We start from the raw sequence: 23,297 nt of genomic DNA, 5'->3' as shown, positions 1-23,297 counted from the left end.
CGGGAAATGTTTTTCCGTCAGCAGCGATGGATTGTGCATTCGGGAAACACTGGTTCCAGGTTCAGGATTTCCTTAACGGCGCGCCTTACTCCGTGACCAGACCGTGTCTGATTGCATAGCGGATCAGTTCGGCGTTGTTGTTGAGGCCGAGCTTCTGCATGAGACGCATCTTGTGAGTGCTGATGGTCTTGGCACTGAGTGAGCACGATTCGGCAATCTCATTGATGGCCTGACCGGCAGCCAGCATTCGCAGCACCTGGAATTCACGGTCGGACAGTACCTCGTGCGGCGGCGCATCGCCGGAATGCGTCTCGAAGACCATCGCATCGACCAGCTTCGGATCGATAAAGCGTCCGCCTGCGGCCAGCTTGCGAATCGCCGCGAGCAGCACGTCGGGATCGCTGTCCTTCGTCACATAGCCCGTTGCACCGGCTCGCAGCGCGCGCGAAACGACCTGCGCCTCGTTATGGATACTCAGCACGAGTATCGGCAACGCGGGCTGCTCGGCACGTACACGCCGGATCAGATCGACGCCGCTGATGCCCGGCATCGTCATGTCCAGCAGCACCAGATCGAAGCCTCTCGCCCGCAGCCGCTCGAGCACTTCCGAACCCTGCGCGGCCTCGGCCGCGACGACGATGTCCGTTGTCGTGGCGATAATCTGTTTCAGGCCTCCACGCACGACAGCGTGGTCGTCAGCAATCAAAACGTTTATCATTTTTTGTCCCAGCCCGTTAGCGGAATGTGAATGGAAATGGCGGTGCCCATGCCTGGCGCGCTGTCGATTGTCATCACCCCACCGATCAGGCGGGCACGCTCCTGCATGCCGAGAAGACCGTACGAATAACCGGTACGCGCCACAACCGGGTCGAAACCACAGCCGTCGTCGCTCACGTGGAGGTCGAGCGTTGCCGCGGTGCTGGTCAGCGTCACGTCGACCCGCGCCGCATTCGCATGGCGCCCAACGTTGGTGAGCGATGCCTGAACAATGCGAAACACGGCGGTAGCGCAGGCCTCCGGCAACACCGGCTCGCCGCCGTTGATATGCAACTGGCACGCAACGCCGTTGCGGCGGACAAAATCCTCAACCAGCCACTCCAGCGCGGAAACGACCCCGAAGTTCAGCGCCACCGGCCGCAAATGGTTCGCGACATTGCGAACCATCCAGATCGTTTTCTCGACGAGTTCACGCATATCGTCGGCTTTGCGCATCGCATCGGAATCGTGGTCGAGACGCATTTTCAGCAGCGAAACGTCCATTCTCAAGGCGGTCAGCAGTTGGCCCAGTTCGTCGTGAATTTCCATCGCGATACGCTTGCGCTCTTCCTCGCGAATCGCCTCCATGTACGCGGACAATTCGCGCAACTGATTGCGCGATTCGAACAACTCCTGCTCGATGCGCTTGCGCGCCGTGATGTCGCTCAGGCCAACGTAGATCGCCGGCGCATCGTCGAATGTCGCCACGCGCGCGGTCGCCATGGCCCAGAACGCCGAGCCGTCCGCTCGCTGCATGTGGACTTCGCTGTTATTGAAGCTGCCCTCATTGCGCAGATGCGACACCAACCGGTCGCGATCTTGGGCATCCACATAGAGATCGACGATGTTGGTCAGCATCCCCCCGCGCGCATCGAGGCCGAACAGTTCGCGCAGCGGTTCATTCGCGTACAGAATGACGCCTTCAGGCATCGAGGTAATGCACAGCGGGATAGGACTGGTTTCGACAATCGTGCGAAAGCGCGCTTCGCTTGCCTGCAGTTTCGCTTCCGCCCGGCGGCGCTCGTCGACCTGGGCGGATAGCCTCGCGTTCGACTCCGCCAGTTGCCGCGTGCGCTGCTCGACCTGCTGTTCGAGGACATCGCGCGCGAGCGACAATTCGGTCTCGGCCTGCTGGCGCACGGTCACTTCTTTCAGTAGCTGGCGGTTCTGCGAGACGAGCCGCCGGTGCATCACGCGCAGCGCGAGATGAGTCTCGATCCGCGCCATCATTTCATTGACACGGACGGGCTTCGCCACATAGTCGACACCGCCGGCCGAGAAACCCTCGACCATGTCGTCGCCGCCCGTCAACGAGGTCATGAAGATCACCGCGATATCGCGCGTGCGTTCATTCGCCTTGAGCCGCCGGCAGGTCTCGAAGCCATCGATACCCGGCATCTTCACGTCGAGCAGGATCAGGTCGGGTTGCGAAAACAGCGCGCGTTCGAGCGCCTCTTCGCCATCGAGTGCAACGAGTACCCGAAACCCGCGCTCGGTCAGGCTATCGACAACCACACCGAAATTCGCGGGCGTATCGTCCGCGATGAGGATCGTCGGCCGCTCGCCGGCGTCTACGTTAGGATCGCTCATGGCTTGGACTCGATATTCAGATATCGTTCGACCAACTGAAGGATGGCTTTCGACTGATAGTCCCGGGCAAGTGCGCGCAGCGGCGCCGTGAACGCGTGATAACGCGGGTCGCGCGCCGTCATTCTCTCGGCCCAGACAATGATTTCGTGCATGTCGCCAAGGCGGGCAAGATGATGCAGTTCTTCCATCTGTTGCCGAGGCACCGCTGCCAGACTGATCTCGGGCACGCCGGGGCGCGCGGGTGTTGGCGGCGCCGCATGCGTCCACGTCACGCCGAGCAACGTGGCGATCTGGGTCAGCAACGCGTCGAGATCGAGCGGTTTGGAGAGGAACGCGTTCACACCCGCGTCCATGCTCATCGCCCGGTTGGTTCCGGACGGACTGGCGGACATGGCAATGATCGGGACCTGGGCGAACGCCGGGAGGCGGCGCAGCCTGCGCGTCAACTCGAGTCCGTTCATTTCGGGCATGACAATGTCGGTGAGAATGAGTGCGGGGTGTTCGTGCTGCGCTTTCTCGAACCCCTCGCGACCGTTTTCCGCTTCGACCGTGGCAAAGCCGAGACGGCCCAGTAGATCCACTGCAATCGCGCGATTGATCTCGACGTCGTCGATCACCAGCACCTTCCTGCGCGGCCCCTCATAACCCAGCAACGTATCCGGCCGCGGCGCGGCGGGCGTGTCCGTGCCCGGCACCGGCAGCACGTCCGCCGCCGGCAATTCGAACCAGAAGATGCTGCCCTGCCCAAGGCGGCTTTCGACCTCGATCTGGCCGCCCATCGCCCCCACAAACTGCCGGCTGATGGCCAGACCGAGGCCGGCGCCGCCGGCCCGCCGGTCGGCGGCGCCCAATTGCTCGAAGGGCTCGAAAATCGCATTCAGCTGATCGGGCCCGATGCCGATCCCGGTGTCGCGCACTTCGAAGCGGACGTGATTCGATGCGGACTTCGAAATATGCAAGCCGACGCAACCAGAATCGGTGAACTTCACCGCGTTTGCAAGCAGATTGAGCACCACCTGGCGCAAGCGCCGCTCGTCGGCACGCACGCCGGCGGGCGCATCCGCGGTGATTTCGCAGACGAAGCCAAGACGCTTTTGCTCGGCTTTCACGCTGATGATTTCCCGGATCACATCGACAAACCCCGCCAGACGCACGTCGCAAATTTCGACCCGCAACTTGCCCGCCTCGATTCTGGCGAAATCGAGCGTGTCTTCGATCAATGTCAGCAGATGTTCGCCGCTTCTGCGGATCGCCTCGACGCGCTCGCGCTGCCGCTCGCTCAGCATGACATCGCGCGCCAGGATCTGCGCATAGCCGAGAATACCGTTCAGCGGCGTGCGCAGCTCATGACTCATATTCGCGAGGAACTCGCCTTTGGCACGGTTGGCTGCTTCGGCCAGATTGCGGGCTTCGCGTTCAGCCGCCGCGTCCCGCTCGTCGCGATACGCGTAGTACAAGCGCGCGCTCATCGCATTGAATGCGGCCGCCACGCGGTCGAGCGCGTCGGGCTCGCGCGGCTTGCGGCGCTGGAGCGTGAACGGCCGCGGCGTTTCACGGAAATCGTAACGTTCCACCGTGCGCGCAATGGCAGCGACGTGCCGCATCACGAGACGGGACAGGATATAGACGATGAACAGCGAGACGAGGAAGGTGCTGGCGGCCTGCGTGACCAGAATCATCGCGGCGGTCCGCTTCAGCTCGTCGTACAGATCGAGCAGTGTCGCCTCGACGTAGAGCTCGCCGATCTGCCGTTCTTTGCCCTGTACCTTGTAGACAAGCGGAAACGTGCGGGAGACGACCGGACCGCCCGAGCGCTGACCGGCGCTTACGTAGGCGGATTGCGCCTTGCCCCCCGCCTCGCGAATTTCCGCGGCGCGGATGTCGGCAAGACGCAAAATGCCGTTCAGCTCCAGTTGCAGCTGAGCATGGTCCAATCGCCAGAGGGCTTCCGCGATACTGTCGCGATTGCTGCGATCGATGTCCGCCAGGCGGCTTTCAATCTGCTCGATCCCGCGGTGGTAATCGCGGTAAAGCTGCAACCCGGTCAGCAACACAGTGACGACGCAGTTGACGAGCAACACCGTCACGAGCAGCCGCAACACAAGGCTGCCCCGCAAGCGGTTAATCAAACTCCACCATGTGTCGAGCAAGTTGTGCTTCATACATCCCCGCGAGTGCTACGGTTCTAGTTTGGTCTATTCTGCACTCGTTGCCGCAGCGAAATGCTGACACGTAGGCCGCCGCGCCGGCAGGGGGCGATTCACCGTTTGCGCCTGCCTGGCCAGTTGATTGTTGGCGGGTTCCCGCTTTTTCCGGGTTTTCTCCGGGTTTGCCCGGGTTTGCCCGGGTTTGCCTGGATCTTACCGGCGCTCACACGGAATAAAATGCGCCCTGCCCCATCTGAAGAAGCGCGTTTATACCCCGTACAGGACCCGCACCAGGGGCGGCGCATCGGCTACCGCCTTTTGCAAATAGATCCGGGGATACAGCACAATCTCATCGATGCACGAAACCAGCTCGCAGAGGATCGGCCAGATGCGGCCGTTGAGCGCGTCGGGATCCGATCTGCCCAGTTCGCGCATTCCGTCCGCCAACCGCTTCACCGACGCATGCCCGTTGTCCGGCAATGGCCAGCTGTGCAACAGGTAGCCGAGCGGGACGACACTTCTGCTTTCGCACCACGTCTCGAACAGGCGCTGACACGCGCTGTTCAGGCGTTCAAACACGTGTTCGTGGTTTTCCGAATGACTGCTCATCACGAGCCCGTTGATAGAGACGACGACAAATCATCGTAGGTAGACGTGCTGCGCTACGCAGTCAGGAAGCCCGGAAAAATGCACTTCCGGTCTGCTGAATATATTGTCAGGAAATCCTGAATGACGGCGCATCCCCCCGATGGCCGGCCAGTCTCGACAAGCCAGCCAGCGCGACAGCAAAGACGCCGAACGGACACGCCCGCGTCTTAGCCCATCCAGTACTTGTCCGGAATCTGGCGATCCCCTTCGGAAAGATACGGATTGTCGAGAACGAACACCTTGCGATTCGCGAGATCGGCGCGGGCCAGCGCGTCCTGAATGTAGGAGTGAGAGTTGAAGAGCCTCATATACGATCCGTCGAGATACGCTTTTACCAGCCCGCTATTAATGGTCCGGGCCAGGCTTTCATGTTCCGCGGAGACATAGAAGATAAAGTCCGAGCGGTATTTCAGAAGCAGGCGCTTTTCAACGACCAGGTCCCGCCCCCTGTGCCGCGGCTCGTCGAGTTCCGCGAAAGCCTCGACCACGCCGCGCGGAAAATAATCGAGCCGGCCGCCCTGGATCATGTCGAACACCGTTTCATACGGAACCGTGTTGATGTTCAGGTTCGCGGCTCTCATGATCCTGGTATCGACCCAGCCAAGCCCCTGGCCACCCGTCAGGGATTTCAGGTCGGCCAGGCTCTGCACCCGGTCGAAATCCGCCTGGCGATCTTTTCGTATGACAAATACCCGGTGGCCGATCAGTCCACGATTGATCGGAATCCGTACCACCGGCAAGCCTTGTTCAGCCGCTGCGTCCGTACTGGTCCAAAGGAGATTGATGGCATTGCCGCGGCCGGCCAGTTCTGCCAGCGCACGTCCCCGTTCCATCAGGACGTCGGCCTGCCGCGCCACATATTCGGCGCCGGCCGATTTCATGGCGAGGTCGAGCACCGCCAGCGGAAACGCCGCACGTGCCCGGTCTTCGGGCTGGTAATGTGGGTAAACGATATCGAACCGGTCTGCGGGAGTTGCATGCGCGCGAAGCGTCACGCCTGCCGCACCTAGTGCGGCCAATACAAAACACCTGCGTTGCATAGATATTTTCGGCGCATAAGCGATATTCACGTACTGCTACGGATCGCCCAGAATCACATCAAGTCAAAAAACCATCGTGCCACGATTCGTGTAAGCATACAAAGGCGTTTTGATCGCAAATCAATACACACTGTGACGCTCCGGCGATAGCGCCGAGCCGATCAGGTAGACCTCTTGCAGGAATCGGCGAGCCCAGCCGCAGCTGCTCGTCAGTCCACGGTGCCAGGCAGTTTCGTTGCCTTGTGCCCGGTCAACTCGTGCAGTGCGTCGCTCACGGTTTCCAGCAGTACGAAGCGCAACTGGCTTCGTGCATCCGCGGGAATGTCCTCGAGGTCGGGGGCGTTGCGCGCCGGCAGCAATACCGTACCGATACCGGCGCGCAACGCGGCCAGCACCTTTTCCTTGATGCCGCCCACCGGCAGAACAACGCCACGCAGACTGATCTCGCCCGTCACCGCGCAGTCGCTGCGCACGGCTTGCCCCATCAACAGCGAAGCGATCGCACTGAAGATGGCCACCCCGGCACTGGGGCCGTCTTTCGGGACCGCGCCGGCCGGCACGTGGACATGAATGTCGCGTTTGTCGAAACCCGTGCAGTCGATATGCAGCGCCTCGCATTGCGACTTGACCAAGGTCAGCGCGGCCTGGGCGCTTTCCTTCATGACGTCGCCCAACTGGCCGGTCAGTACCAGCCGGCCCCCGCCAGGCGTGCTGCTGGCCTCGATAAAAAGCAGTTCACCGCCAACGGGTGTCCACGCGAGGCCGGTCACTACGCCCGGCAAACTGGTGCGCATCGCCATCTCGCGCTCGAAGCGGTGATGCCCCAATATCGGCATCAGGCGATCAGGCTCGATCCGTTCATGCGTGGCCGGGTCCTCGGCAACACGCAACGCAACAGAGCGGAAGACCGAGCCGATCTGCCGCTCCAGGGCACGCACACCTGCTTCGCGTGTGTAGTCGCGGATGATGGCGCGCAGCGCCTCGTCGCTCAGCTCGCATTGTGCGGGACTCAGCCCGCACGCTTCCAACTCGCGCGGCACCAGAAAGCGCCGGGCGATCTGAAACTTTTCGGCCTCGGTATATCCGGGTAAATCAAGAATCTCGAGGCGGTCCCTCAAGGGCCCGGGAATACCTTCGAGCTGGTTGGCAGTGGCAACGAACACCACGGCGGAGAGGTCGAACGGCACCCCCAGGTAGTTGTCCCGGAAGGTGGCGTTCTGCTCGGGATCGAGGACCTCGAGCATCGCCGCGCCTGGGTCGCCATGCACGCCATGGCCGAGCTTGTCGAGTTCGTCCAGCAGCATGACGCAGTTGCGCGCCCCTGCTTTGCGGATCGCCTGCACGATATTGCCGGGCATCGCGCCGATATACGTGCGCCGATGGCCGCGGATTTCCGACTCGTCATGCACGCCGCCGAGACTCACGCGTACGAACGGCCGCGCGAGTGCCTGGGCAATGCTCTGACCCAGTGAGGTCTTACCCACACCGGGCGGGCCGAGAAAGCAAAGAATGGGCGCCTTGCCGTGCGGATTGAGCTTTCTGACACCAAGGTATTCGAGGATGCGGCGCTTGACCTTCTCCAGGCCAAAGTGCGCGTCATCGAGAATCTGTCTCGCCCGGGCGATGTCGATCGGCGCCTCCGGCGCAAGCGCCCACGGCAGTTCGGTCAGCCATTCGAGGTAGCTCACGCTGATCGAGTATTCGGACGATGCCTCCGGCATCCGCTCCAGCCGGCCAAGCTCCTTGCGGGCATGAGCTTCGACATCCGGCGGCATATGCGCGGCGTCAATCGCTTCGGCCAGCTTGCGGGCCTCTTCGCGGTTTTCGGCGTTCTCGCCGAGTTCCTGCTGGATGGTTCTGAGTTGCTCGCGCAACATCATCTCGCGTTGACGCTGATCGATCCGGCCGCGTGTCTGCTCGCCGATTTCCTGTGACAGGCGCAAGACTTCGATCCGTCCCGCGACGGCGTCCAGCACTTTGTCCAGCCGTTTGCAGAGATCGAGCGTCTCGAGGATCTCCTGCTTGAGCTCCGGCGGGATGTCGAGCAAGCCGGCCACGGTGTCGGCGAGCAACCCGGGCGACTCGATCGCATCCAGCGCCCGCACGAGCTCGCCCCCCGCATTGGGCAGCAGCCCGATCATTTCCCCCGCGCGTTGCCTCAGGACCAGCGTGCGCGCGTCGATGGCGGAATCACTGAGCGTGGCGTCGGGCAACAATTCCACCCTGGCGGCCCTGAAGCCGAGGCCGGCCACCGGTGCGATCAGGCGGAAGCGCTCCACGCCCTGGCATATCAGGTGATGCGCGCCGTCCTCCGGACTGGTGATATAGCGCAGCACGTTTGCTACCGTGCCGATTGTGTTGAGGCCGTCGAACGGGGGGTCCTGCGCCTGCGGATCGCGTTGCAGCACGATACCCAAGGGCTGCTGGCGTTTCATGGCGGCCTGCACGTCCTCCTTGGTCTGCCCGCGCCCCGCCATGAGCGGCAACACCATGCCTGGAAACAGCACGGCATTGCGGACCGGCAGCAGGATCAGGCTGTCCTTGGGGAGTGCGGGCACAGGCGCCGCGTCCGGGCTCAACGGGTTGGACTCGGGGGCCACGCTGTCACTGTCCGTGCTCATCTTCGCTCCTCGATCCGCCAGGGCTTGCCGGGTTCAATCCAGCCTCTCGAAGTCCAGCAACAGACAACCGTGTTCGAAATCGCGCCGTGCCAGGCGATAGTGTCCTGCCGGGAGCCGGATGTGGCGCTCGAAGCGGCCATAGGGGATTTCCAGGCAATGGATCACGCCCCCCGCGAAAGCCCGGGGCATGGTTCTCTCGGCCGCAATGATCAGCATTGCGCCTTCGAGGTCCAGGCTCAAGGTATCGGGCGGCACGCCGGGCAGCGCGACCACGATCGCCAGCCGGCCGTCCTGCTCGAACACCTCGATGGGCGGTTCCCATACCGGCGTCCGCGCATGCTGACCCGCTAAACGGAAGAACTGCCGATGCATGCGCTCGGCGCGCTCGAGTGCGTCGACGGCGGTTTCCCACATCATGGTATGGCGGGTGAAGGTCACGGCTGGCTCCCTGCCTGTTCTGTCAGCCCAACGCTGGCTGTCCATTCATCAAAGGCCAAGCTCGCGCAGGTGTCAAGTCAGCGCGCACGAATGCAGCTCCTTCGATGCGTCTTCCGCAGCCGATTATGGTGTCAGGATGAGCGCGTGCGACAGCGGCCGAAATGTCGATGTGCTTATCAATTCGCCCGATATTTACTATCGTCTCAAGCACCCGTTGATGCGAACGGCCGAGCGCGGCGAATATGCGAATCAGCCTGCTCTCCGTGGTATGGCCACTTTCGTTTCATCGCCCCGATACCTGCCCGGACATAAAACCGTCCGCGTGGCCTGTTATGATCGCATCCATTCCGGATGGGTGAAAATGACCGGCCGCCCGGTTATGCTGCGGGCACGCGTCGAGTGTGACGACGGCTCGCGCGCTCGCCAGTCCTTCGATTGGCATCAAACAAACGCCGGTACTTGATGAAGGAGAGATGGCATGAGCCGCTTGCGGACCACGATGACCCTGTCGATCGTTTACGTGTGCTTTCTGGTCGGCTGCACCACGACGGTGGCGCAGATCAAACCCGAGGATGTATCGGACTTCAGGCCCGGCGTGACGACGAAGCAGCAGGTGCTTGCCAGACTGGGCACGCCATCGTCGGCGTCCACCCTGCCAAATGGATCGACTTTCCTGGTGTATGCGTCCACCGCGGCACGGCCGCTCTCGGCGATATTTCTTTCGAACATGAATCCAGTCGTGGGCGGTAGCGACGCCGCGCCTACCGCCACGATCAGCTTCGAGTTCGGACCGGACGGCATACTGAATGCCTCGAATACCGTTTCTTCCGGCTTCGCTCCGCAGACACCTCGACAGCCGTGAGCGCACTGGTGCGGGGAGCTCGTCTACTCACCTCTCCCCCACCCTGTCCTTACATCCAATCCCCGATTTCCTTTCATTTATACCCCGGCCACATCCCTACCCCGTCATCAGGAAATCCGCACACGGTTTTACTGAAGAAATAAAAGCGCCTTGCCGTATACGCATACGTCGCCAGCGATATCGGCACTCTCCTTCCGGGCTTCACCGAGCCCACCCCGGCACTACTTTTCAACAGGCGCGAGATGGATAATTTCTTACAAACAATCAGGTTCAAGATCATTCTCGCGTTTGGCGTGTGCGTGATACTCATGGGCGCAATCGGCCTGTTTGGAATACTGAAGCTCTCCTCCCTCAATGCGAACGTGGCCGATGGATATAACGGCAACACGGTGCCGATTGCCGATTTGTCGGACGTACGCCAGGCCAGTTCAGATATTCGCCTTCAGTTGAGACGAATTCAGGTGTATCGCGACCAGGAAAAGACGAGCGAGGCGATTGAGAAAATCCGCAGTGACGAAGCAAGCCTCAACAAAGCATGGAACCACTACTATCCAAGCGGAATTTCCAGCGATAAGGAACGCGAAATCGCGGACAGGATCAAGAACGCCCTGCAAGAGTTACTCGCGACAAGCGACCAGGCGGTGCTGACGTTCAGTTCCGGTAACTACGATGCGGCCACTCCGCTCATCGACAAGATAGGTACGACCGGGGACACGCTGGCCGCGGCGCTCAATGAAGACGCGGCACTCAACCTGACTCAGGCCCAGCAGTTTGTTGTCGACAGTGACTCGACGTTCAGGACAACCTTCTGGGTCAGTATCGTCCTGCTCGTCGCCGGCATCGTGGTTGCAGTGGGCATGTCGGCTTACCTGCTGCGCGCGATCTCGCAACCGCTCAGCAAGGCCGTTGATTTAGCGAACCATATCGCAGACGGTCAGCTTGAAAATCGCGTCGTCGTTGATTCGCGCGGTGAGTTCGGTCAGCTTCTCGAAGCACTGGGCAGGATGGACGGCAAGCTTGCCGATACGGTTCGCGGCATCAAGACGTCCACCGATTCCGTCACGGTCGCCTCGCGTGAAATCGCCAGCGGCAACCTGGACCTGTCCGCCCGCACCGAGGAACAGGCGGCATCGCTTGAAGAAACCGCGGCCAGCATGACGCAGCTGACCGAAACGGTGAAACAGAACGCCGACAATGCCCGCCAGGCGAACGCTCTCGCAACCAACGCCACGAACATGGCCGATTCAGGCAACGACTCGGTTCAGGTTATGGTCGGCACCATCGGCCAGATCAGCAGCAGTTCAAGCAAGATTTCCGAAATCACCAGCGTCATTGAAAGCATTGCTTTCCAGACCAACATCCTGGCGCTGAACGCAGCCGTCGAAGCCGCACGCGCAGGCGAACAGGGGCGCGGCTTTGCCGTGGTGGCAAGCGAGGTGCGCAGTCTGGCGCAGCGCTCTGCTGCCGCTGCCAAGGAAATCAAGGAACTCATCAGCTCGTCGGTCACCATGATTCACGACGGTGCAAAGCAGGCGACGGAAGTCAGCGCCACCATGGGACAGGTCAAGCAGGCCATCAAGCAGGTCTCCGACATCGTCGGTGAGATTGCTGCCGCGTCTGAAGAGCAGAGCCGCGGCATCGAGCAGGTGAATCAGGCCGTGGGCCAGATGGACGAAGTGACCCAGCAGAATGCGGCCCTGGTTGAAGAGGCAGCAGCGGCGGCGCAGTCGCTTGAAGAGCAGGCAAACCGGCTGAAGGACGCCGTTTCCGTGTTCAAGCTCGCCGATACGGCGCAATCCACGGCACGCATGGCGATTGCGCAAAGCAAGCCGCGCTTGCCTGCGTCCACGATTGCCGCTGCGCGTCGCGTCGAACCCACGAGACCGAAGCCTGCGCCGGCCGCCATGGCCGACAAAGCCCCCGCGCTCGCAGCCGACACGGCGACAGCGGACTGGGAAACATTCTGATCCCTCGACGGCAGGCGCACTAAGCTTGCTGCGCCTGCCAGCCTAAGCCGAGGCTTTTCTGCAGTGACACAAAGTTTTTGAGCAATTCCGCCTGTCCCGCAACGACATTCTGCTGCGCGGTGAATTCCTGACGCTGCGTATCGAGCAGATCGATCAAGGTGGCGACGCCCGCGGAATAGCGCTGCCGCATCAGCGTGGCCGAGTGGCTTGCGGATGCCTCCACCTTTTGCAACGTGACAACATGCTCGCGCTGATGCCCATAGCGCGAGAGCGATGAATTCGCGTCCTGCAGCGCGCCGAGCACGGCCTTCGTATAGCGGGCCTCGGCCTCGTCACGCGATGCCTCGGCCGCGTGCACGCTGCCCAGCGTGCGCCCGAAATCGAACGCGTCCCATTGCAGATACGGCACGCCGAGCCAACTGAAGTTGTTCTTGCGCAAGAGATGGCCCGGATCGGCCGCGCTGAAGCTGAGACTGCCGAGCAGCGTCACCTTCGGGAAAAAATCCGCAACGTGTTCGCCGATCTGCGCATTGCTCGACGCGAGCCGCCTCTCCGCTGCGCGAATGTCGGGGCGCTGCTGCAACATCACGGACGGATCGCCGATTGCAACCGTCTCGGGCAACGCCGGCAGCGGCCGCGTGGCGGCGAGCTGGCCGTCCAGCGCGCCGGGTTCACGACCGGTCAGCACGGCGAGACGGTCGAGCGAATCGGTCAGTTGCGCGTCGAGCGGAATCAAGGTTGCGCGCGTGTTCTCGACCTGCGTGGTCAGGCGTTCAACATCGACGTCCGCCGCCGTGCCGCGCTCCCGGCGCTGCTGCGTAAGCGTCAACATTTTCTGTTCGGTCTCCGCCTGATGCCGCGCGAGCTCAAGCCGCGTCTGCTGGTCGCGCAGATCGATGTAGGTCTGCGCCACCTCAGCCGCGAGCGACACCTGGGTGTCCGCGAGATCGGCGTCGACAGCCTGCGCATCCGCTGACGCCGCTTCGATAGCGCGCCGCGTGCCGCCGAACAGGTCGATCTCCCACGTCGCGTCAAATCCCGCGGTGTAGAGCTGCAACGGACCGCGCCCCGCGGACGATGCACTGCTGCCCGACGAGTTTCCCGAGCTGAGCGAGCTCAGATCAGGCTCGCGCATGCGCAACGCGGCGGCAGCCCCCGACACCTTCGGCAACTCGCCCGCTCGTTGCACCTGCAATTGCGACCGCGATTCCCGCAGCCGCGCCTGCGCGATATGCACATCGGGACTGTGCGCAAGGGCGGCGGCAATCAGATCGTTCAGTTGCGGGTCGTTGAATGCGAGCCACCACTGGTTCGGCGCAGGCGTAGCGGCGATACCGGAGGCCGGCGAACGCACGAAGGCCTCGCTGCTGCGGGCGTCCTGCGCAACCAGGGGCGCGCCGTGATAATCCGGGCCGACCGTGCAACCCGATAGAGCCGACAGAAGCGCGGCGGCGGCCAGTGTGAAACACGAGGAACGGGTGAACATCATGACGGAATAAGAAGGCATTAGTGACCGGCGGACGAAGGCGGCGGCGCATTCCGGCGCGGCGTTTTCAGAAGCAGCGCAAGCGGGATACAGGCAAGCATCGCGATGCCGAGCAGATAGAAGGTTTCCGAATAGGTCATTACGACGGCCTGCTGCTGGATCTGCACCCCGAGTTGCCCCAGCGCGCGCATCTGCGAGTACGCCATGTCCCCGGTGTGAGCGAACCAGTTCGCCGCGCTCCCCGCCAGGCTCTCCTGGCCGATCAGCGAATTTGCGCTGACGGACTCACGGATCATCGCGGTGTGAAACGTGGTGCGCCGGTCGATCACGGTACCGATGATTGCAAGACCGATCGATCCGCCGAGGTTGCGCGCCATGTTGTACAGACCGGCGGCGTCGCCGGAATCCTCGCGCGGCACGGCCGCCATCGACGCCTGATTGAGCGGCATCATGGCGAGCATCTGGGCGGTGCCGCGTATCAGTTGCGACCAGACGAAATCGTGCCCGACACTTTGCGCCGTCAGTTCGATGTCGATCATGCAACTGATTGCGTACAACACCAGCCCGGTGATCACCAGCACGCGGAAGTCGACTTTGCCGAGCAGCCGCGGCAGGATCGGCATGATCATGAAAGCGGGCAGCCCGGACAGCAGCATGATCGCGCCGGACTGTTCCGCGTTGTAGCCGGCAACCACGCCGAGGAATTGCGGCACCAGATACGACACCCCATAGAGCGCCGCGCCAACCGCGGACACAATCACAATCACGCTCGCGTAATTTGGATTGCGCATCAGGCTCAGACGCACGATCGGTTTCTTCGCGGTCAGTTGCGAGGCGGCGATCAGGAGCATGCCGAAGACCGACACGCAGGTGAGCGCGACGATCATCGACGATTCGAACCAGCGCTCGCGCTGGCCTTCCTCGAGCACCACCGTCAGCGAACTGAGACCGATCGCGAGGCCGACGATGCCGAGCCAGTCCGCTTTGAGAAACGCCTCCCAGTGGGGCCGGTCTGATGGCAGACCGACAATCAGCAAGGTCATCAGCGCGAGGCAGATCGGCAGATTCATGAAGAAGCACCAGCTCCAGCTGATGTTCTCCGCGAGCCAGCCACCGACAACCGGTCCAAGCAAGGGCCCGAGCAATACGATCAGGCCGAACATGGTCATGCCGACCGGCAACTGGGATAGCGGCAGGCGCGTGCGGATGATGGTCTGCGCCGTTGGAATCAGCGCGCCGCCCGTGAAGCCCTGCCCGATACGCCCGGCAATCATCATGGGCAACGTGTGCGACCAGCCGCACATCATGGAGAACGCGATGAACAGCGCTGAATTCGTCAGCAGGAAATTGCGCAGACCGAACACGCGCGTGAGCCACGCCGCGAGCGGAATCATCACGATTTCCGACATCAGATAGCCGGTCGAAATCCAGGTGCCTTCGGTACCGGTGGCGCCGATTTCGCCCTGGATCTGCGGCAGCGCGGAGTTCGTGATCGAGATGTCGAGCGTCGCCATCAAGGCGCCGAGCGCACCCGCGGCCACGGCGATCCAGTCGCCGACGCTGGCACGCTCCTCGGCATGCGGCGCGGCTGACGCGACGGCGGCTGACGCGACGGCGGCCGGCGTTCCGGCGGCGGGCGTTGCGGCGGCCGGCTCAGCCACGATGGTTCTCGGCGTCGATGCGCGCGTCACGATCGCGCGCGGAACGCGTGTCGACATCCACGGTGACCGACAGCCCCGGCAAGAGCACGCTACGCGTTTCCACACCCGTGTCGATGCGAATCCGCACGGGCACCCGTTGCACGATCTTCGTGAAGTTGCCGGTGGCATTTTCCGGCGGCAGCAGCGCGAATTGCGAGCCCGTGCCGGGCGAGAAACTGTCGATCACGCCGTGCAGCGTATGACCTGGCAACGCGTCGACGTGCATTTCCACCGGCTGGCCGACACGCATCCGGCCCACCTGCGTTTCCTTGAAATTGGCCAGCAGATAGGTGCTCTGCACCGGCACGACCGTCAGCATCCGCGTGCCGGGTTGCACGTACTGACCGACCCGCACCGTACGATCGCCGACCTTGCCGCCGAGGACACTGCGCACCACGGTGTTGTCGAGATCGAGTTGCGATTGCTGGGCGCTTGCCTCAGCCGCTTCGAGTTGTGCGCGTGCCTGCGCGAGTTGCGCGGTGGCCGAACCGATCTGCGAGCGCGCTGCTTCGACCGCGGCGGCGTTCGCCGTGAGCGTGGCATTGGCCTGGTCGCGGCTGCTGGTCAATTCCGCCAGCCGTTCGCTCGTTTCGGCGCCGGTTGCGACGAGCGGTGCGTAGCGCCGCACTTCGTCGCTCGCATGGTGCGCGTTCACCTGTGCCACCTGCTGCTGCGCCTGAGCCTGCGCGATATTGGACTGCTGCTGCTTGATGTCCGCCTGGGCGCGTTCGATGTCGGCCTTGCGCGCGTCGATCGTGGCGCGCGCCTGGTCGAGCGCGACCTGGTACTGGCGGGCGTCGAGATGGACGAGCGGGTCGCCGGGTTTCACGACCTGATTGTCGGCGACGTAAACTTCCGTCACGTAGCCCGCGATCTTGGGCGCGACCGTCACACTGTCGGCCCGCAGATAGGCGTCGTCTGTGCTTTCGATAAAGCGCCCAACTGTCCACCAGCGGCCGAGCCAGACCGCCGCGACAATCAGCGCGACGACGCCGAGCGCGAGCAGCACCGTGCGCCGGCTGGGGCGCCTGGCGGTGGATGCCGGCGGGTCTTCGGCAGGAAGCGGGCGGGAGGGAGAGCCTGCGGTCGTTGACATCTCATGTAGTCCAATTGTTTCCAGCTGGCAAAATTATTCCACTCGGTACAATTGTGTCAAGTGATATATTTCGGAAGACATCTCCCCACAGGATTTGCTTCGGGTGTCCCCCAAGGGAACGTCCTGCGGGGCGCAATGGAAAGAAACGCGGAGAGCAATGCATGAACACCGCAAAGAAGCTGCGCCGTTCGCCGGAAGGCGGCTATGCGCGCGGCGACGAGACGCGTCAGCGGATCATCGAGGCGGCGATCGAACTGTTTGGCGAACACGGCTTCGATGGCGCGTCGACGCGCGATATCGCAGCCCACGCGGGCGTCAACGCGCCCGCGCTGCAGTATTACTTCGAGAATAAGGAAGGGGTGTATCGCGCGTGTGTCGAAGCGCTCGCCGACGACGCATGGAAGACCTTCGGGCCGGCCATCGCGGATGCGCAGGAAGCGTTACGTGAAAACGCCGGCACCGCGGCGCTGATCGATGCCTACATCCGCATTCAGGGCACCGTGGCGGACGGCGTCTTCGCGAAGGGGAATAATCGCGGCCGGCGGCTTTTCTTCGCCCGCGAGCAGGCCGGCCAGGAACCCGAAAGTGCGACACAGATTCTGGCCAAGCGAATCCGCCATCCGCTCTCCAATGCAACCGCAGCGCTCGTGGCGCGAATTTCCGGGCGGGCCGCCGACGATCCGGTCACGCTGATCCGCAACTTCAGCCTGCATGGGCAAATGGTGATTTTTCACGTCGCCCAAAGCTCCACGCTGTCGATGCTCGGCTGGAAAAGCATCGATGCAGAGAAGATCGAACAGCTCAAGTCGACCATAAGCGACCAGACGCGGATACTGCTCGAGCAATGGAGCCGCGAACGTGACGAGGGGCAGGCCGCCACGCCAACCACGGCTAAAGGAAAGCCACGCAAGCAGTCGTAATCCCGTCACGGCTGCGCAACGTCACCGGAGTCCATCGCGACACCAAAGGGCAGCGGCCCATCGACCAGCCGGGGTTGGCCCAAAGGTGAAGGCCGGCGAACCCTTGTTAGAATGGCAGGCCACGCATGGGCGGCACCTGCTTTGCCAATCTGGCGGCTTCTCGCACGGATGTTGTCCGAAGCACGGTTCGGACGATGGCCCTCACATCTCACAGGAAGACATGGACAATCCTACCCGTTCGGAGCGATCCCGAAACACCGCTATCAAGGCGGCATTCGTAATCCTGACGAGAGATGGTCCAGGTGGGCTTACCTTCGACGCGCTGTCTCGCGAAAGCGGGATCAGCAAAGGCGGGCTACTCCATCAATTCCGCACGAAGGCCGATATCCTCAAGGCGCTGCTCGCCTATCAGCAAGATCACTACAGGTCGTTCGCGAACAATTTCCTGGCGACCAAGGGCGATTCTCTGCGTGAACCCACGCTTTCGTGTCAGATCGCGGTGGTTCGGGAATCGATCAATCAGCCGCACTCCGTGGCCAGAGCGATTCTGGCCACTCTCGTGGAAGACCCGACGCTGCTCAGCGAAATCCGCGACGAAGACGCGGCGCAGACACGCAAGATACGCAGCGAGGCCGACGATCCGGACATGGCGCTCTTACGCCTGATTGCCGCGCGAGGTTTGGCGTACACCACCCTTCTCGGCCTTTCGCCCATTTCAGACCGGCAACGGGATCGGCTCTTCAAGCTGTTGCTGGATGAAGATAGATGGACGTCCGAGCGTCCTTCCGATTCTGAACAAACCGCGGCATAGACGTTTGCGCGCGGCGGATGCCGGCCAATCCAATCGGACTCCTGCCTGCCGGCTTCCCGCTTTTGTGAGCGCAAACGATCGTTCTATCGTGCGAGTGCCGAACGCCCCAGCGAGTTCGCTGCGACGACACGCGGCATCAGCAAGCCGCAGACCGGCTCTCTACCGCATATCTACTGCATGTACTGCTCGTTGCCGATCAGCCCGATCTTCGTTGCGCCCACCCGCTGCGCCGAAGCCATCACGGCGGCAACGTCCCGGTATGGCGTGCGCCGGTCCGGGCGCAGATGGATTTCGGCCTGGAGCGGCTCGGCCGCCACCTGAGCGAGCCTGGCTTCGAGCGCGGCTTTGTCCGGCACGGCCGCGCCGTTCCATGTCGTCACGCCATCGGCGCCGATATCGATCTGCACCACTTCCGGCTGCGTGATCTGCGGTGGCGGATTGCCGACCGGCAGGTTCATTTTGACCGAGTGCATCTGGATCGGAATAGTAATAATCAGCATGATCAGCAACACCAGCATCACGTCGATCAACGGCGTGGTATTGATGTCGACCATCACATCCGGCTCGCCGCCGGCACCGCCCGACGATACGTTCATTCCCATGATCTGCTCCTCCCGGCTAGCCGCCGCGCGCCGGCGGCTCAGTGATGAATGAAACCTTGTCGATACCGGCCCGCTCGCAGGCAGCGATCACACGCCCGATGAACTCGTAACGCGTGCTCTGATCGCCGCGCACATGCACTTCCGGTTGCGGCGTCTGGACCGACGCGGCCTTCAAACGCGCCAGCAGCGCCGGTCCGTCTACCAGACTCTCGTCCCAGAAGAAGTCGCCGTTACGATTGACCGCGATCTCGATGCTCTTCGGCTGGGCCTGCAAGGGCTGCACCGTTTCCTTCGGCAAATCCAGCGGCACGGTGTGCGTCACCACCGGAATGGTGATCAGAAAGATGATCAGCAACACCAGCATCACGTCGACGAGCGGCGTGGTATTGATACTGGAGATGACTTCGTCGTCATCTTCGCCTTGCCTCACGTTCATCGCCATTGCCCGCTCCGCTCAGTCGACCAGTGATGCAACGCGCACACCGTTGCGCGCCGGCCGCTTGCCGCCGGCCAGCACCACCACATGCAACTGCGCGCCAAAGGCCCGGACACGCTCCATCACCGCCTTGTTGCGACGCACGAGGAAGTTGTAGCCGAGCACGGCCGGGACCGCGACCGCGAGGCCGATGGCCGTCATGATCAGCGCCTCGCCCACCGGCCCGGCCACCTTGTCGATGGACGCCTGGCCGGCCACGCCGATTGCCGTCAGCGCGTGATAGATGCCCCATACCGTGCCGAACAGGCCGACGAACGGTGCGGTCGAGCCAACGGTTCCCAGGAACGCAAGGCCGTCCTGCAAGCGGTTCGACACGCTGGTGATCGCGCGCTCGACCGACACGTCGATCCACGTATTGCGGTCGACCGCTTCGAGCAGCGCTTCGTCGTGGTGCTCGCCCGCCTCGATCGCCGTTTCGGCAATGAAGCGGAACGGCGACGTTGCCTCCAGTTGCTGTGTGCCCTCCACAAGCGACGGCGCGCTCCACAACTGCTCGTCGGCGCGTTTCGCGCGGCGGTTGGCGCGCAATTGCTCGAAGAACTTGGTGACCATGATGTACCAGCTGCCCATCGACATCACCACCAGCAGAATCAGCACGAAGCGCGCAACGAAATCGCCACCCGCCCACAGCGCGCCCAGACCGTATGGATTAGCAACGGTGGCCGAGGTGGCCGGCGCCGGCGGCGGAACCGGATGATCGACGGCCGGCGCCGCCGTTTGCGGCGTGGCCTTAGCCGCAGCCGACGCCGCCCCCGACGCCGATAATGCCGCGCTCGCCACGGCGGCGCTGGCCTGCGCATGCGCGGCGAGCGGAACGCCGAGCGTGCTCACCGCGGCGGCGGTCATCATCATGCTGGCCGCGAGTGCGGCAATAGAACGCTTCTTCATGTCTACTCCATTGAACGATCAAAGTCCCTGCTCAAATCCACGACTGCGGCTTCCGTCTGACGGCCCGGTCAATTCAGATTGAACGAGAACGGAACCTGCACACGAACAGCCTGCTCCTGCGAAATGCAACTAAACCGCCTGACCGCGTTAAGCGCGGCGCGATCCAGAATGGGGTCGGCCGACTGCACGACCCGCTCATCCGAAATGTGGCCTTGCGCATCGACAACGAACTCGATCAGGACGTTGCCGGTGATGTTGTTTTCCAGCGCCTCGCGTGGATAGCGCAGTGAAGCGCGCACCTGATCGGAGTTCGGGCACACCACCCCCACCTCATGGCTTGGCGCCTTCACCGCCACCGGAGCGGGCGGCGCCTGCACGACAGGCGCCGACACCACCGGCGCCGGCTGGTGCGCGATGGTTTGCTGCGGCGCCGCCTGCACCGGCACTTCCGGTGGCGGCACGAACGGCCGCGGCGGCGGTGCAACCTTCGGCGGCGTCAACTTGACGACCGGCAGCGGCGGGGGCGGTGGCGGCGGTTTCACCGGGACGATGATCCGGGCCTCGATCGGATGCTGAATGACCTCCACCACCCGGGTGGCAAGACCGTTGAGCAGCGCGTAGATCAACACCACGTGCAACAGCAGCACGACCGCGATACCGCCAAAGCGGCGCACGGGGCTGCCCTGCGGCTGCCCAAACTGGCGCGGCTGTCCCGCCATTCTTCGTTGCGATGCCAGATGGCCAGGCATACGTATTCCCCTCGAATCGGCTCAGGCGTTAGAACGGCGCGCTCAGTTGCACACCGATCGTGCGCGGCTGGATGACGGATGCCCAGACGGTTCCGCCCAACGGTACGTACGCCGTATTGGCGGACAGCAGACCATCGCGATTGAACAGGTTCCTGACGAACAGCGACAGGCTCGCGTACTTCAGGTCCACGCCGAACTGCAAATCCGTCACGGCATAGGCCGGCAGAATGAAGTCCGGTGCGCCTGTCGCGCCGGCGAAGCTCGAATGGCGTTCGCCCACGAAGCGTTCGCTCACCGTTGCGGAGGCCGGATAAGGGCCGATCTGGAAGCGCCGGGTCGCGGCCAGCGCCGCGGAAAACTTCGCCGTGTTCGGCAACAGATCGCCGGCCTTCGAACCGACGCTCGGGGTGCCTTCGGTCAGATAGGCGTCGATCGCGGACAGTGACGCCGTGAACGACCAGGCCGGTGTCGGACGAAATGCGCCTGACAGCTCCATGCCCTTGATGCGGGCGTCGCCCGCGTTGATGAGTTGGGCGATGCCGTCGACTGCGCCGTACTGCTGAATGTTGCGCCATTCGATGTCGTACGCGGAAAGCGCCACCGACAGGCGGTTGTCCAGCAGATCGGCCTTATAGCCGATTTCGTAGTTCCACAAGGTATCGGGCTGGTAGGTCGGATTGCCTGCGATCAGCTGCCCTGTCACCGCACTGACCGCCATGCTGTTGGGGCCGCCGGGCCGATAGCCGCTCGCAATGCGCGCATACACATTGCTCTTTGGCGTCAGCTTGTAGCTGGCCGTGAACATGTACGTCTTGCTCGTGTCGGCCGACGATCCCGGCGCGGAGAAAGGAACCGGCACCAGCAAGCCACCCGTGTCCTGACGAAAGTCCTGGCTGTTGTGAGCAATCCGCATCCCCGCGGTCAACGCAATGCGCGAGTTCAGGTTGTAGGTCAGGTCTCCGTATGCGGCTACCTCCTCGTAGCTTCCCGCATAACCGGCCGTCTCCATCTCGTAGGACGGTGCGCCGCCAACGCCCGTTGCCCGGTACACCTGCATGGTGTCGCTGTGTTCATGGTCGTAATACAGGCCTGCAACCCATTCCAGCGTCTGGTTGCCCGGCGAGGTCAACCGGAACTCCTGGGTCACCTTGTTGGTGCCGACGTTGGAGGAAGCCGATACCGCGCTGACATTGAACCCGTCGGCCGCGAGAATGGGACCGTAGAACGGCGTGAAATCGAGCGTGGAGGCAGTCCGGAGCGACTGGTACGCCGAGATCGAGTTAAAGCGCGCCCATCCAAAATCGTATTCGGCGTTGGCGGTATAGAACTGATTGCTTTGGTGATACGGCTCGGGCGAATCGAGGTTCTTTGTCAGCGCGCCAAACACCGGCTGCCCATTCATTCCGTAGTCCACAAAATTCTGGCCGTCGCTATTGATGTTCTGCACGGTAGCGGTAAAGCGGAATGTGAGCTTGCGAGTGGGCGTCAGGAGTACCGACGCGCGCATGCCGGTCGTATCGTTTTCGTTGATGCGGCTTCCCGCATCCGCGCCCACCGCATCGATAAAGCCCGCGCTGTGGGTATTGAACGCGGATATCCGTACCGCGGCCACATCGGACTTCAGCGGCAGATTCAGTACCGCATTGGTCGTGTTGTTGAGCCCGCCGTGCCACGTCGACGAGAAAGTCGTTCCCACCTGTCCGGAGAAGTTCTCCGTATCGGGCTGATTGGTGACGTATTTCAGCAGCCCACCCATCGCGCCCGCGCCGTACAAGGTGCCTTGTGGCCCGAACAGGATCTCGATGTGATTCAGATCGAGCAGCCCCATGTCGAACGCGAGTGCCGCGCCGCCACCCGACACCGTGTTCGAACCCAAAGGCGTGTCGTCCACATACACGCCCACGGTCGGCCCGACATCGGTGCCCGCCGTCACGCCGCGCATCGAGATCGTGCCCTGACCCGGTCCGCCGCCGCTGTTGAAACCGACGCCGGGCTCTGAGGACAGGTAGTCGCTCAGATTGGTGGCCCCTGACTTCTGCAGACTCTCGCTGGACAAGGTGTCGACTTTCATCGGCACCTCGCGTGCCGGTTCACGACGCCGGTTAGCGGTCACCTCAACCGAATTGAGCGTGACGGCGTTGGACCCGTTACCCTTGCCCGCAGCCGCGGCGGGTGAACTCGCCGCGGCTGGTGCTTGCGCGGCGCTCGCCGCGGGCGATACGGTCTGTGTGTCGGTTCCTGGCGCGGAAGGCGCCGTCTGCGCCGCCACCTCCGCTGTCGTGAGGAACAATTTCATGACCGAGACGGCAACCAGCGTGCGTCCAAGAAAAATCGGTCCCGGTATGGCACGGCCCCTCTTGCTTCCCATCTGTATGTCCCCTTCCCTTCCGGTCGAAAAATGTGAATGTGCTTATTCATCTCCCGGACGACGCGATAGCCGGACTGCCGACCAACTGCTCCTTCGCAAGCGCCCGCTCAAC

At 62.8% G+C, this 23,297-nt stretch carries 20 protein-coding genes; 5 read left to right on the top strand and 15 right to left on the bottom strand.

The features are described from left to right. Positions 1-85 precede the first annotated feature (85 nt). From BCY88_RS08765 to BCY88_RS08735, 7 genes are all read right to left on the bottom strand, one after another. Positions 86-718 (bottom strand): response regulator, encoded by a 633-nt coding sequence (locus BCY88_RS08765; protein WP_120343875.1) that lies wholly within the window; start codon positions 716-718, stop codon positions 86-88. Next, the gene (locus BCY88_RS08760) at positions 715-2,346 is read right to left on the bottom strand and encodes a response regulator (RefSeq protein WP_120343874.1); all 1,632 of its coding nucleotides are present in this window, start codon (positions 2,344-2,346) and stop codon (positions 715-717) included. The genes BCY88_RS08765 and BCY88_RS08760 overlap by 4 nt, the downstream gene beginning before the upstream one ends. Continuing rightward, the gene (locus BCY88_RS08755) at positions 2,343-4,508 is read right to left on the bottom strand and encodes an ATP-binding protein (RefSeq protein WP_120343873.1); all 2,166 of its coding nucleotides are present in this window, start codon (positions 4,506-4,508) and stop codon (positions 2,343-2,345) included. The genes BCY88_RS08760 and BCY88_RS08755 overlap by 4 nt, the downstream gene beginning before the upstream one ends. Before the next feature lie 252 nt (positions 4,509-4,760). Next, positions 4,761-5,102, bottom strand: a complete 342-nt coding sequence (locus tag BCY88_RS08750; protein WP_120343872.1) for a hypothetical protein — start codon at positions 5,100-5,102, stop codon at positions 4,761-4,763. 206 nt (positions 5,103-5,308) lie between these two features. Beyond that, positions 5,309-6,160 carry a hypothetical protein gene (locus tag BCY88_RS08745; protein WP_310796111.1) on the bottom strand — a complete coding sequence of 284 codons (852 nt, stop codon included), beginning with the start codon at positions 6,158-6,160 and terminating at the stop codon, positions 5,309-5,311. Positions 6,161-6,390: 230 nt separating this feature from the next. Next, positions 6,391-8,802, bottom strand: a complete 2,412-nt coding sequence (lon, locus tag BCY88_RS08740; RefSeq protein ID WP_120343870.1) for an endopeptidase La — start codon at positions 8,800-8,802, stop codon at positions 6,391-6,393. A gap of 33 nt (positions 8,803-8,835) precedes the next feature. Then, on the bottom strand, positions 8,836-9,240 hold the full coding sequence (locus BCY88_RS08735; RefSeq protein WP_259461287.1) for an Hsp20/alpha crystallin family protein: 405 nt from the start codon (positions 9,238-9,240) through the stop codon (positions 8,836-8,838). 136 nt (positions 9,241-9,376) lie between these two features. On the opposite strand from BCY88_RS08735, the gene BCY88_RS08730 reads away from it, so the two are divergent. The 3 genes from BCY88_RS08730 to BCY88_RS08720 all read left to right on the top strand — a co-directional run bounded on the left by BCY88_RS08730 (position 9,377) and on the right by BCY88_RS08720 (position 12,069). After that, positions 9,377-9,703: a hypothetical protein gene (locus BCY88_RS08730; protein WP_120343869.1), complete on the top strand. Its 327-nt coding sequence runs from the start codon at positions 9,377-9,379 to the stop codon at positions 9,701-9,703. A 15-nt stretch (positions 9,704-9,718) separates the two neighbouring features. Next, positions 9,719-10,102, top strand: coding sequence for an outer membrane protein assembly factor BamE domain-containing protein (gene bamE / locus BCY88_RS08725; RefSeq protein WP_120343868.1), 384 nt, complete (start codon positions 9,719-9,721; stop codon positions 10,100-10,102). Between the two features lie 242 nt (positions 10,103-10,344). Then, a complete protein-coding gene (locus BCY88_RS08720; RefSeq protein WP_120343867.1) occupies positions 10,345-12,069 on the top strand; it encodes a methyl-accepting chemotaxis protein in 1,725 nt (574 codons plus the stop codon). A gap of 19 nt (positions 12,070-12,088) precedes the next feature. Here the strand turns inward: BCY88_RS08720 and BCY88_RS08715 are convergent, their stop codons facing one another. Genes BCY88_RS08715 through BCY88_RS08705 form a run of 3 tightly spaced genes read right to left on the bottom strand, consistent with a single transcriptional unit; the run spans position 12,089 to position 16,351 of the window. Then, positions 12,089-13,558 carry an efflux transporter outer membrane subunit gene (locus BCY88_RS08715; RefSeq protein WP_120343957.1) on the bottom strand — a complete coding sequence of 490 codons (1,470 nt, stop codon included), beginning with the start codon at positions 13,556-13,558 and terminating at the stop codon, positions 12,089-12,091. 17 nt (positions 13,559-13,575) lie between these two features. Next, positions 13,576-15,273: an MDR family MFS transporter gene (locus tag BCY88_RS08710; protein ID WP_259461286.1), complete on the bottom strand. Its 1,698-nt coding sequence runs from the start codon at positions 15,271-15,273 to the stop codon at positions 13,576-13,578. Then, complete coding sequence (locus tag BCY88_RS08705; protein ID WP_259461285.1) at positions 15,209-16,351, bottom strand: HlyD family secretion protein; 1,143 nt, start codon at positions 16,349-16,351, stop codon at positions 15,209-15,211. The genes BCY88_RS08710 and BCY88_RS08705 overlap by 65 nt, the downstream gene beginning before the upstream one ends. A gap of 161 nt (positions 16,352-16,512) precedes the next feature. Between BCY88_RS08705 and BCY88_RS08700 the strand changes: the two genes are divergently transcribed. Next, positions 16,513-17,271: a CerR family C-terminal domain-containing protein gene (locus tag BCY88_RS08700; RefSeq protein ID WP_120343865.1), complete on the top strand. Its 759-nt coding sequence runs from the start codon at positions 16,513-16,515 to the stop codon at positions 17,269-17,271. A gap of 220 nt (positions 17,272-17,491) precedes the next feature. Beyond that, positions 17,492-18,082, top strand: coding sequence for a TetR/AcrR family transcriptional regulator (locus BCY88_RS08695; RefSeq protein WP_120343864.1), 591 nt, complete (start codon positions 17,492-17,494; stop codon positions 18,080-18,082). A gap of 170 nt (positions 18,083-18,252) precedes the next feature. Here the strand turns inward: BCY88_RS08695 and BCY88_RS08690 are convergent, their stop codons facing one another. The 5 genes from BCY88_RS08690 to BCY88_RS08670 form a co-directional block, all read right to left on the bottom strand. Further along, entirely contained in the window at positions 18,253-18,684 is a 432-nt protein-coding gene (locus BCY88_RS08690; protein ID WP_120343863.1) for an ExbD/TolR family protein, read from the bottom strand. Between the two features lie 16 nt (positions 18,685-18,700). Continuing rightward, positions 18,701-19,126 carry an ExbD/TolR family protein gene (locus tag BCY88_RS08685; RefSeq protein ID WP_120343862.1) on the bottom strand — a complete coding sequence of 142 codons (426 nt, stop codon included), beginning with the start codon at positions 19,124-19,126 and terminating at the stop codon, positions 18,701-18,703. Between the two features lie 12 nt (positions 19,127-19,138). Continuing rightward, positions 19,139-20,068, bottom strand: a complete 930-nt coding sequence (locus BCY88_RS08680) for a MotA/TolQ/ExbB proton channel family protein (RefSeq protein ID WP_120343861.1) — start codon at positions 20,066-20,068, stop codon at positions 19,139-19,141. A gap of 68 nt (positions 20,069-20,136) precedes the next feature. Next, a complete protein-coding gene (locus BCY88_RS08675) occupies positions 20,137-20,817 on the bottom strand; it encodes an energy transducer TonB (protein ID WP_183081319.1) in 681 nt (226 codons plus the stop codon). Positions 20,818-20,845: 28 nt separating this feature from the next. Continuing rightward, positions 20,846-23,185 (bottom strand): TonB-dependent receptor, encoded by a 2,340-nt coding sequence (locus BCY88_RS08670; RefSeq protein WP_120343859.1) that lies wholly within the window; start codon positions 23,183-23,185, stop codon positions 20,846-20,848. Positions 23,186-23,297 lie beyond the last annotated feature (112 nt).

The sequence above is a fragment of the Paraburkholderia fungorum genome (assembly GCF_003610895.1).
GTDB classification, from domain to species: domain Bacteria; phylum Pseudomonadota; class Gammaproteobacteria; order Burkholderiales; family Burkholderiaceae; genus Paraburkholderia; species Paraburkholderia fungorum_B.
The sequence above is the reverse complement of the archived record's forward strand: the minus strand, read 5'-3'. Positions and strand labels throughout refer to the sequence as shown.

Coding starts and splice junctions, on each gene's coding strand:
- BCY88_RS08765 (WP_120343875.1), bottom strand. CDS start 718: ATGATAAACGTTTTGATTGCTGACGACCACGCTGTCGTGCGTGGAGGC.
- BCY88_RS08760 (WP_120343874.1), bottom strand. CDS start 2,346: ATGAGCGATCCTAACGTAGACGCCGGCGAGCGGCCGACGATCCTCATC.
- BCY88_RS08755 (WP_120343873.1), bottom strand. CDS start 4,508: ATGAAGCACAACTTGCTCGACACATGGTGGAGTTTGATTAACCGCTTG.
- BCY88_RS08750 (WP_120343872.1), bottom strand. CDS start 5,102: ATGAGCAGTCATTCGGAAAACCACGAACACGTGTTTGAACGCCTGAAC.
- lon (WP_120343870.1), bottom strand. CDS start 8,802: ATGAGCACGGACAGTGACAGCGTGGCCCCCGAGTCCAACCCGTTGAGC.
- BCY88_RS08730 (WP_120343869.1), top strand. CDS start 9,377: ATGAGCGCGTGCGACAGCGGCCGAAATGTCGATGTGCTTATCAATTCG.
- bamE (WP_120343868.1), top strand. CDS start 9,719: ATGAGCCGCTTGCGGACCACGATGACCCTGTCGATCGTTTACGTGTGC.
- BCY88_RS08720 (WP_120343867.1), top strand. CDS start 10,345: ATGGATAATTTCTTACAAACAATCAGGTTCAAGATCATTCTCGCGTTT.
- BCY88_RS08715 (WP_120343957.1), bottom strand. CDS start 13,558: ATGATGTTCACCCGTTCCTCGTGTTTCACACTGGCCGCCGCCGCGCTT.
- BCY88_RS08710 (WP_259461286.1), bottom strand. CDS start 15,273: ATGTCGACACGCGTTCCGCGCGCGATCGTGACGCGCGCATCGACGCCG.
- BCY88_RS08705 (WP_259461285.1), bottom strand. CDS start 16,351: ATGTCAACGACCGCAGGCTCTCCCTCCCGCCCGCTTCCTGCCGAAGAC.
- BCY88_RS08700 (WP_120343865.1), top strand. CDS start 16,513: ATGAACACCGCAAAGAAGCTGCGCCGTTCGCCGGAAGGCGGCTATGCG.
- BCY88_RS08695 (WP_120343864.1), top strand. CDS start 17,492: ATGGACAATCCTACCCGTTCGGAGCGATCCCGAAACACCGCTATCAAG.
- BCY88_RS08690 (WP_120343863.1), bottom strand. CDS start 18,684: ATGGGAATGAACGTATCGTCGGGCGGTGCCGGCGGCGAGCCGGATGTG.
- BCY88_RS08685 (WP_120343862.1), bottom strand. CDS start 19,126: ATGGCGATGAACGTGAGGCAAGGCGAAGATGACGACGAAGTCATCTCC.
- BCY88_RS08680 (WP_120343861.1), bottom strand. CDS start 20,068: ATGAAGAAGCGTTCTATTGCCGCACTCGCGGCCAGCATGATGATGACC.
- BCY88_RS08675 (WP_183081319.1), bottom strand. CDS start 20,817: ATGCCTGGCCATCTGGCATCGCAACGAAGAATGGCGGGACAGCCGCGC.
- BCY88_RS08670 (WP_120343859.1), bottom strand. CDS start 23,185: ATGGGAAGCAAGAGGGGCCGTGCCATACCGGGACCGATTTTTCTTGGA.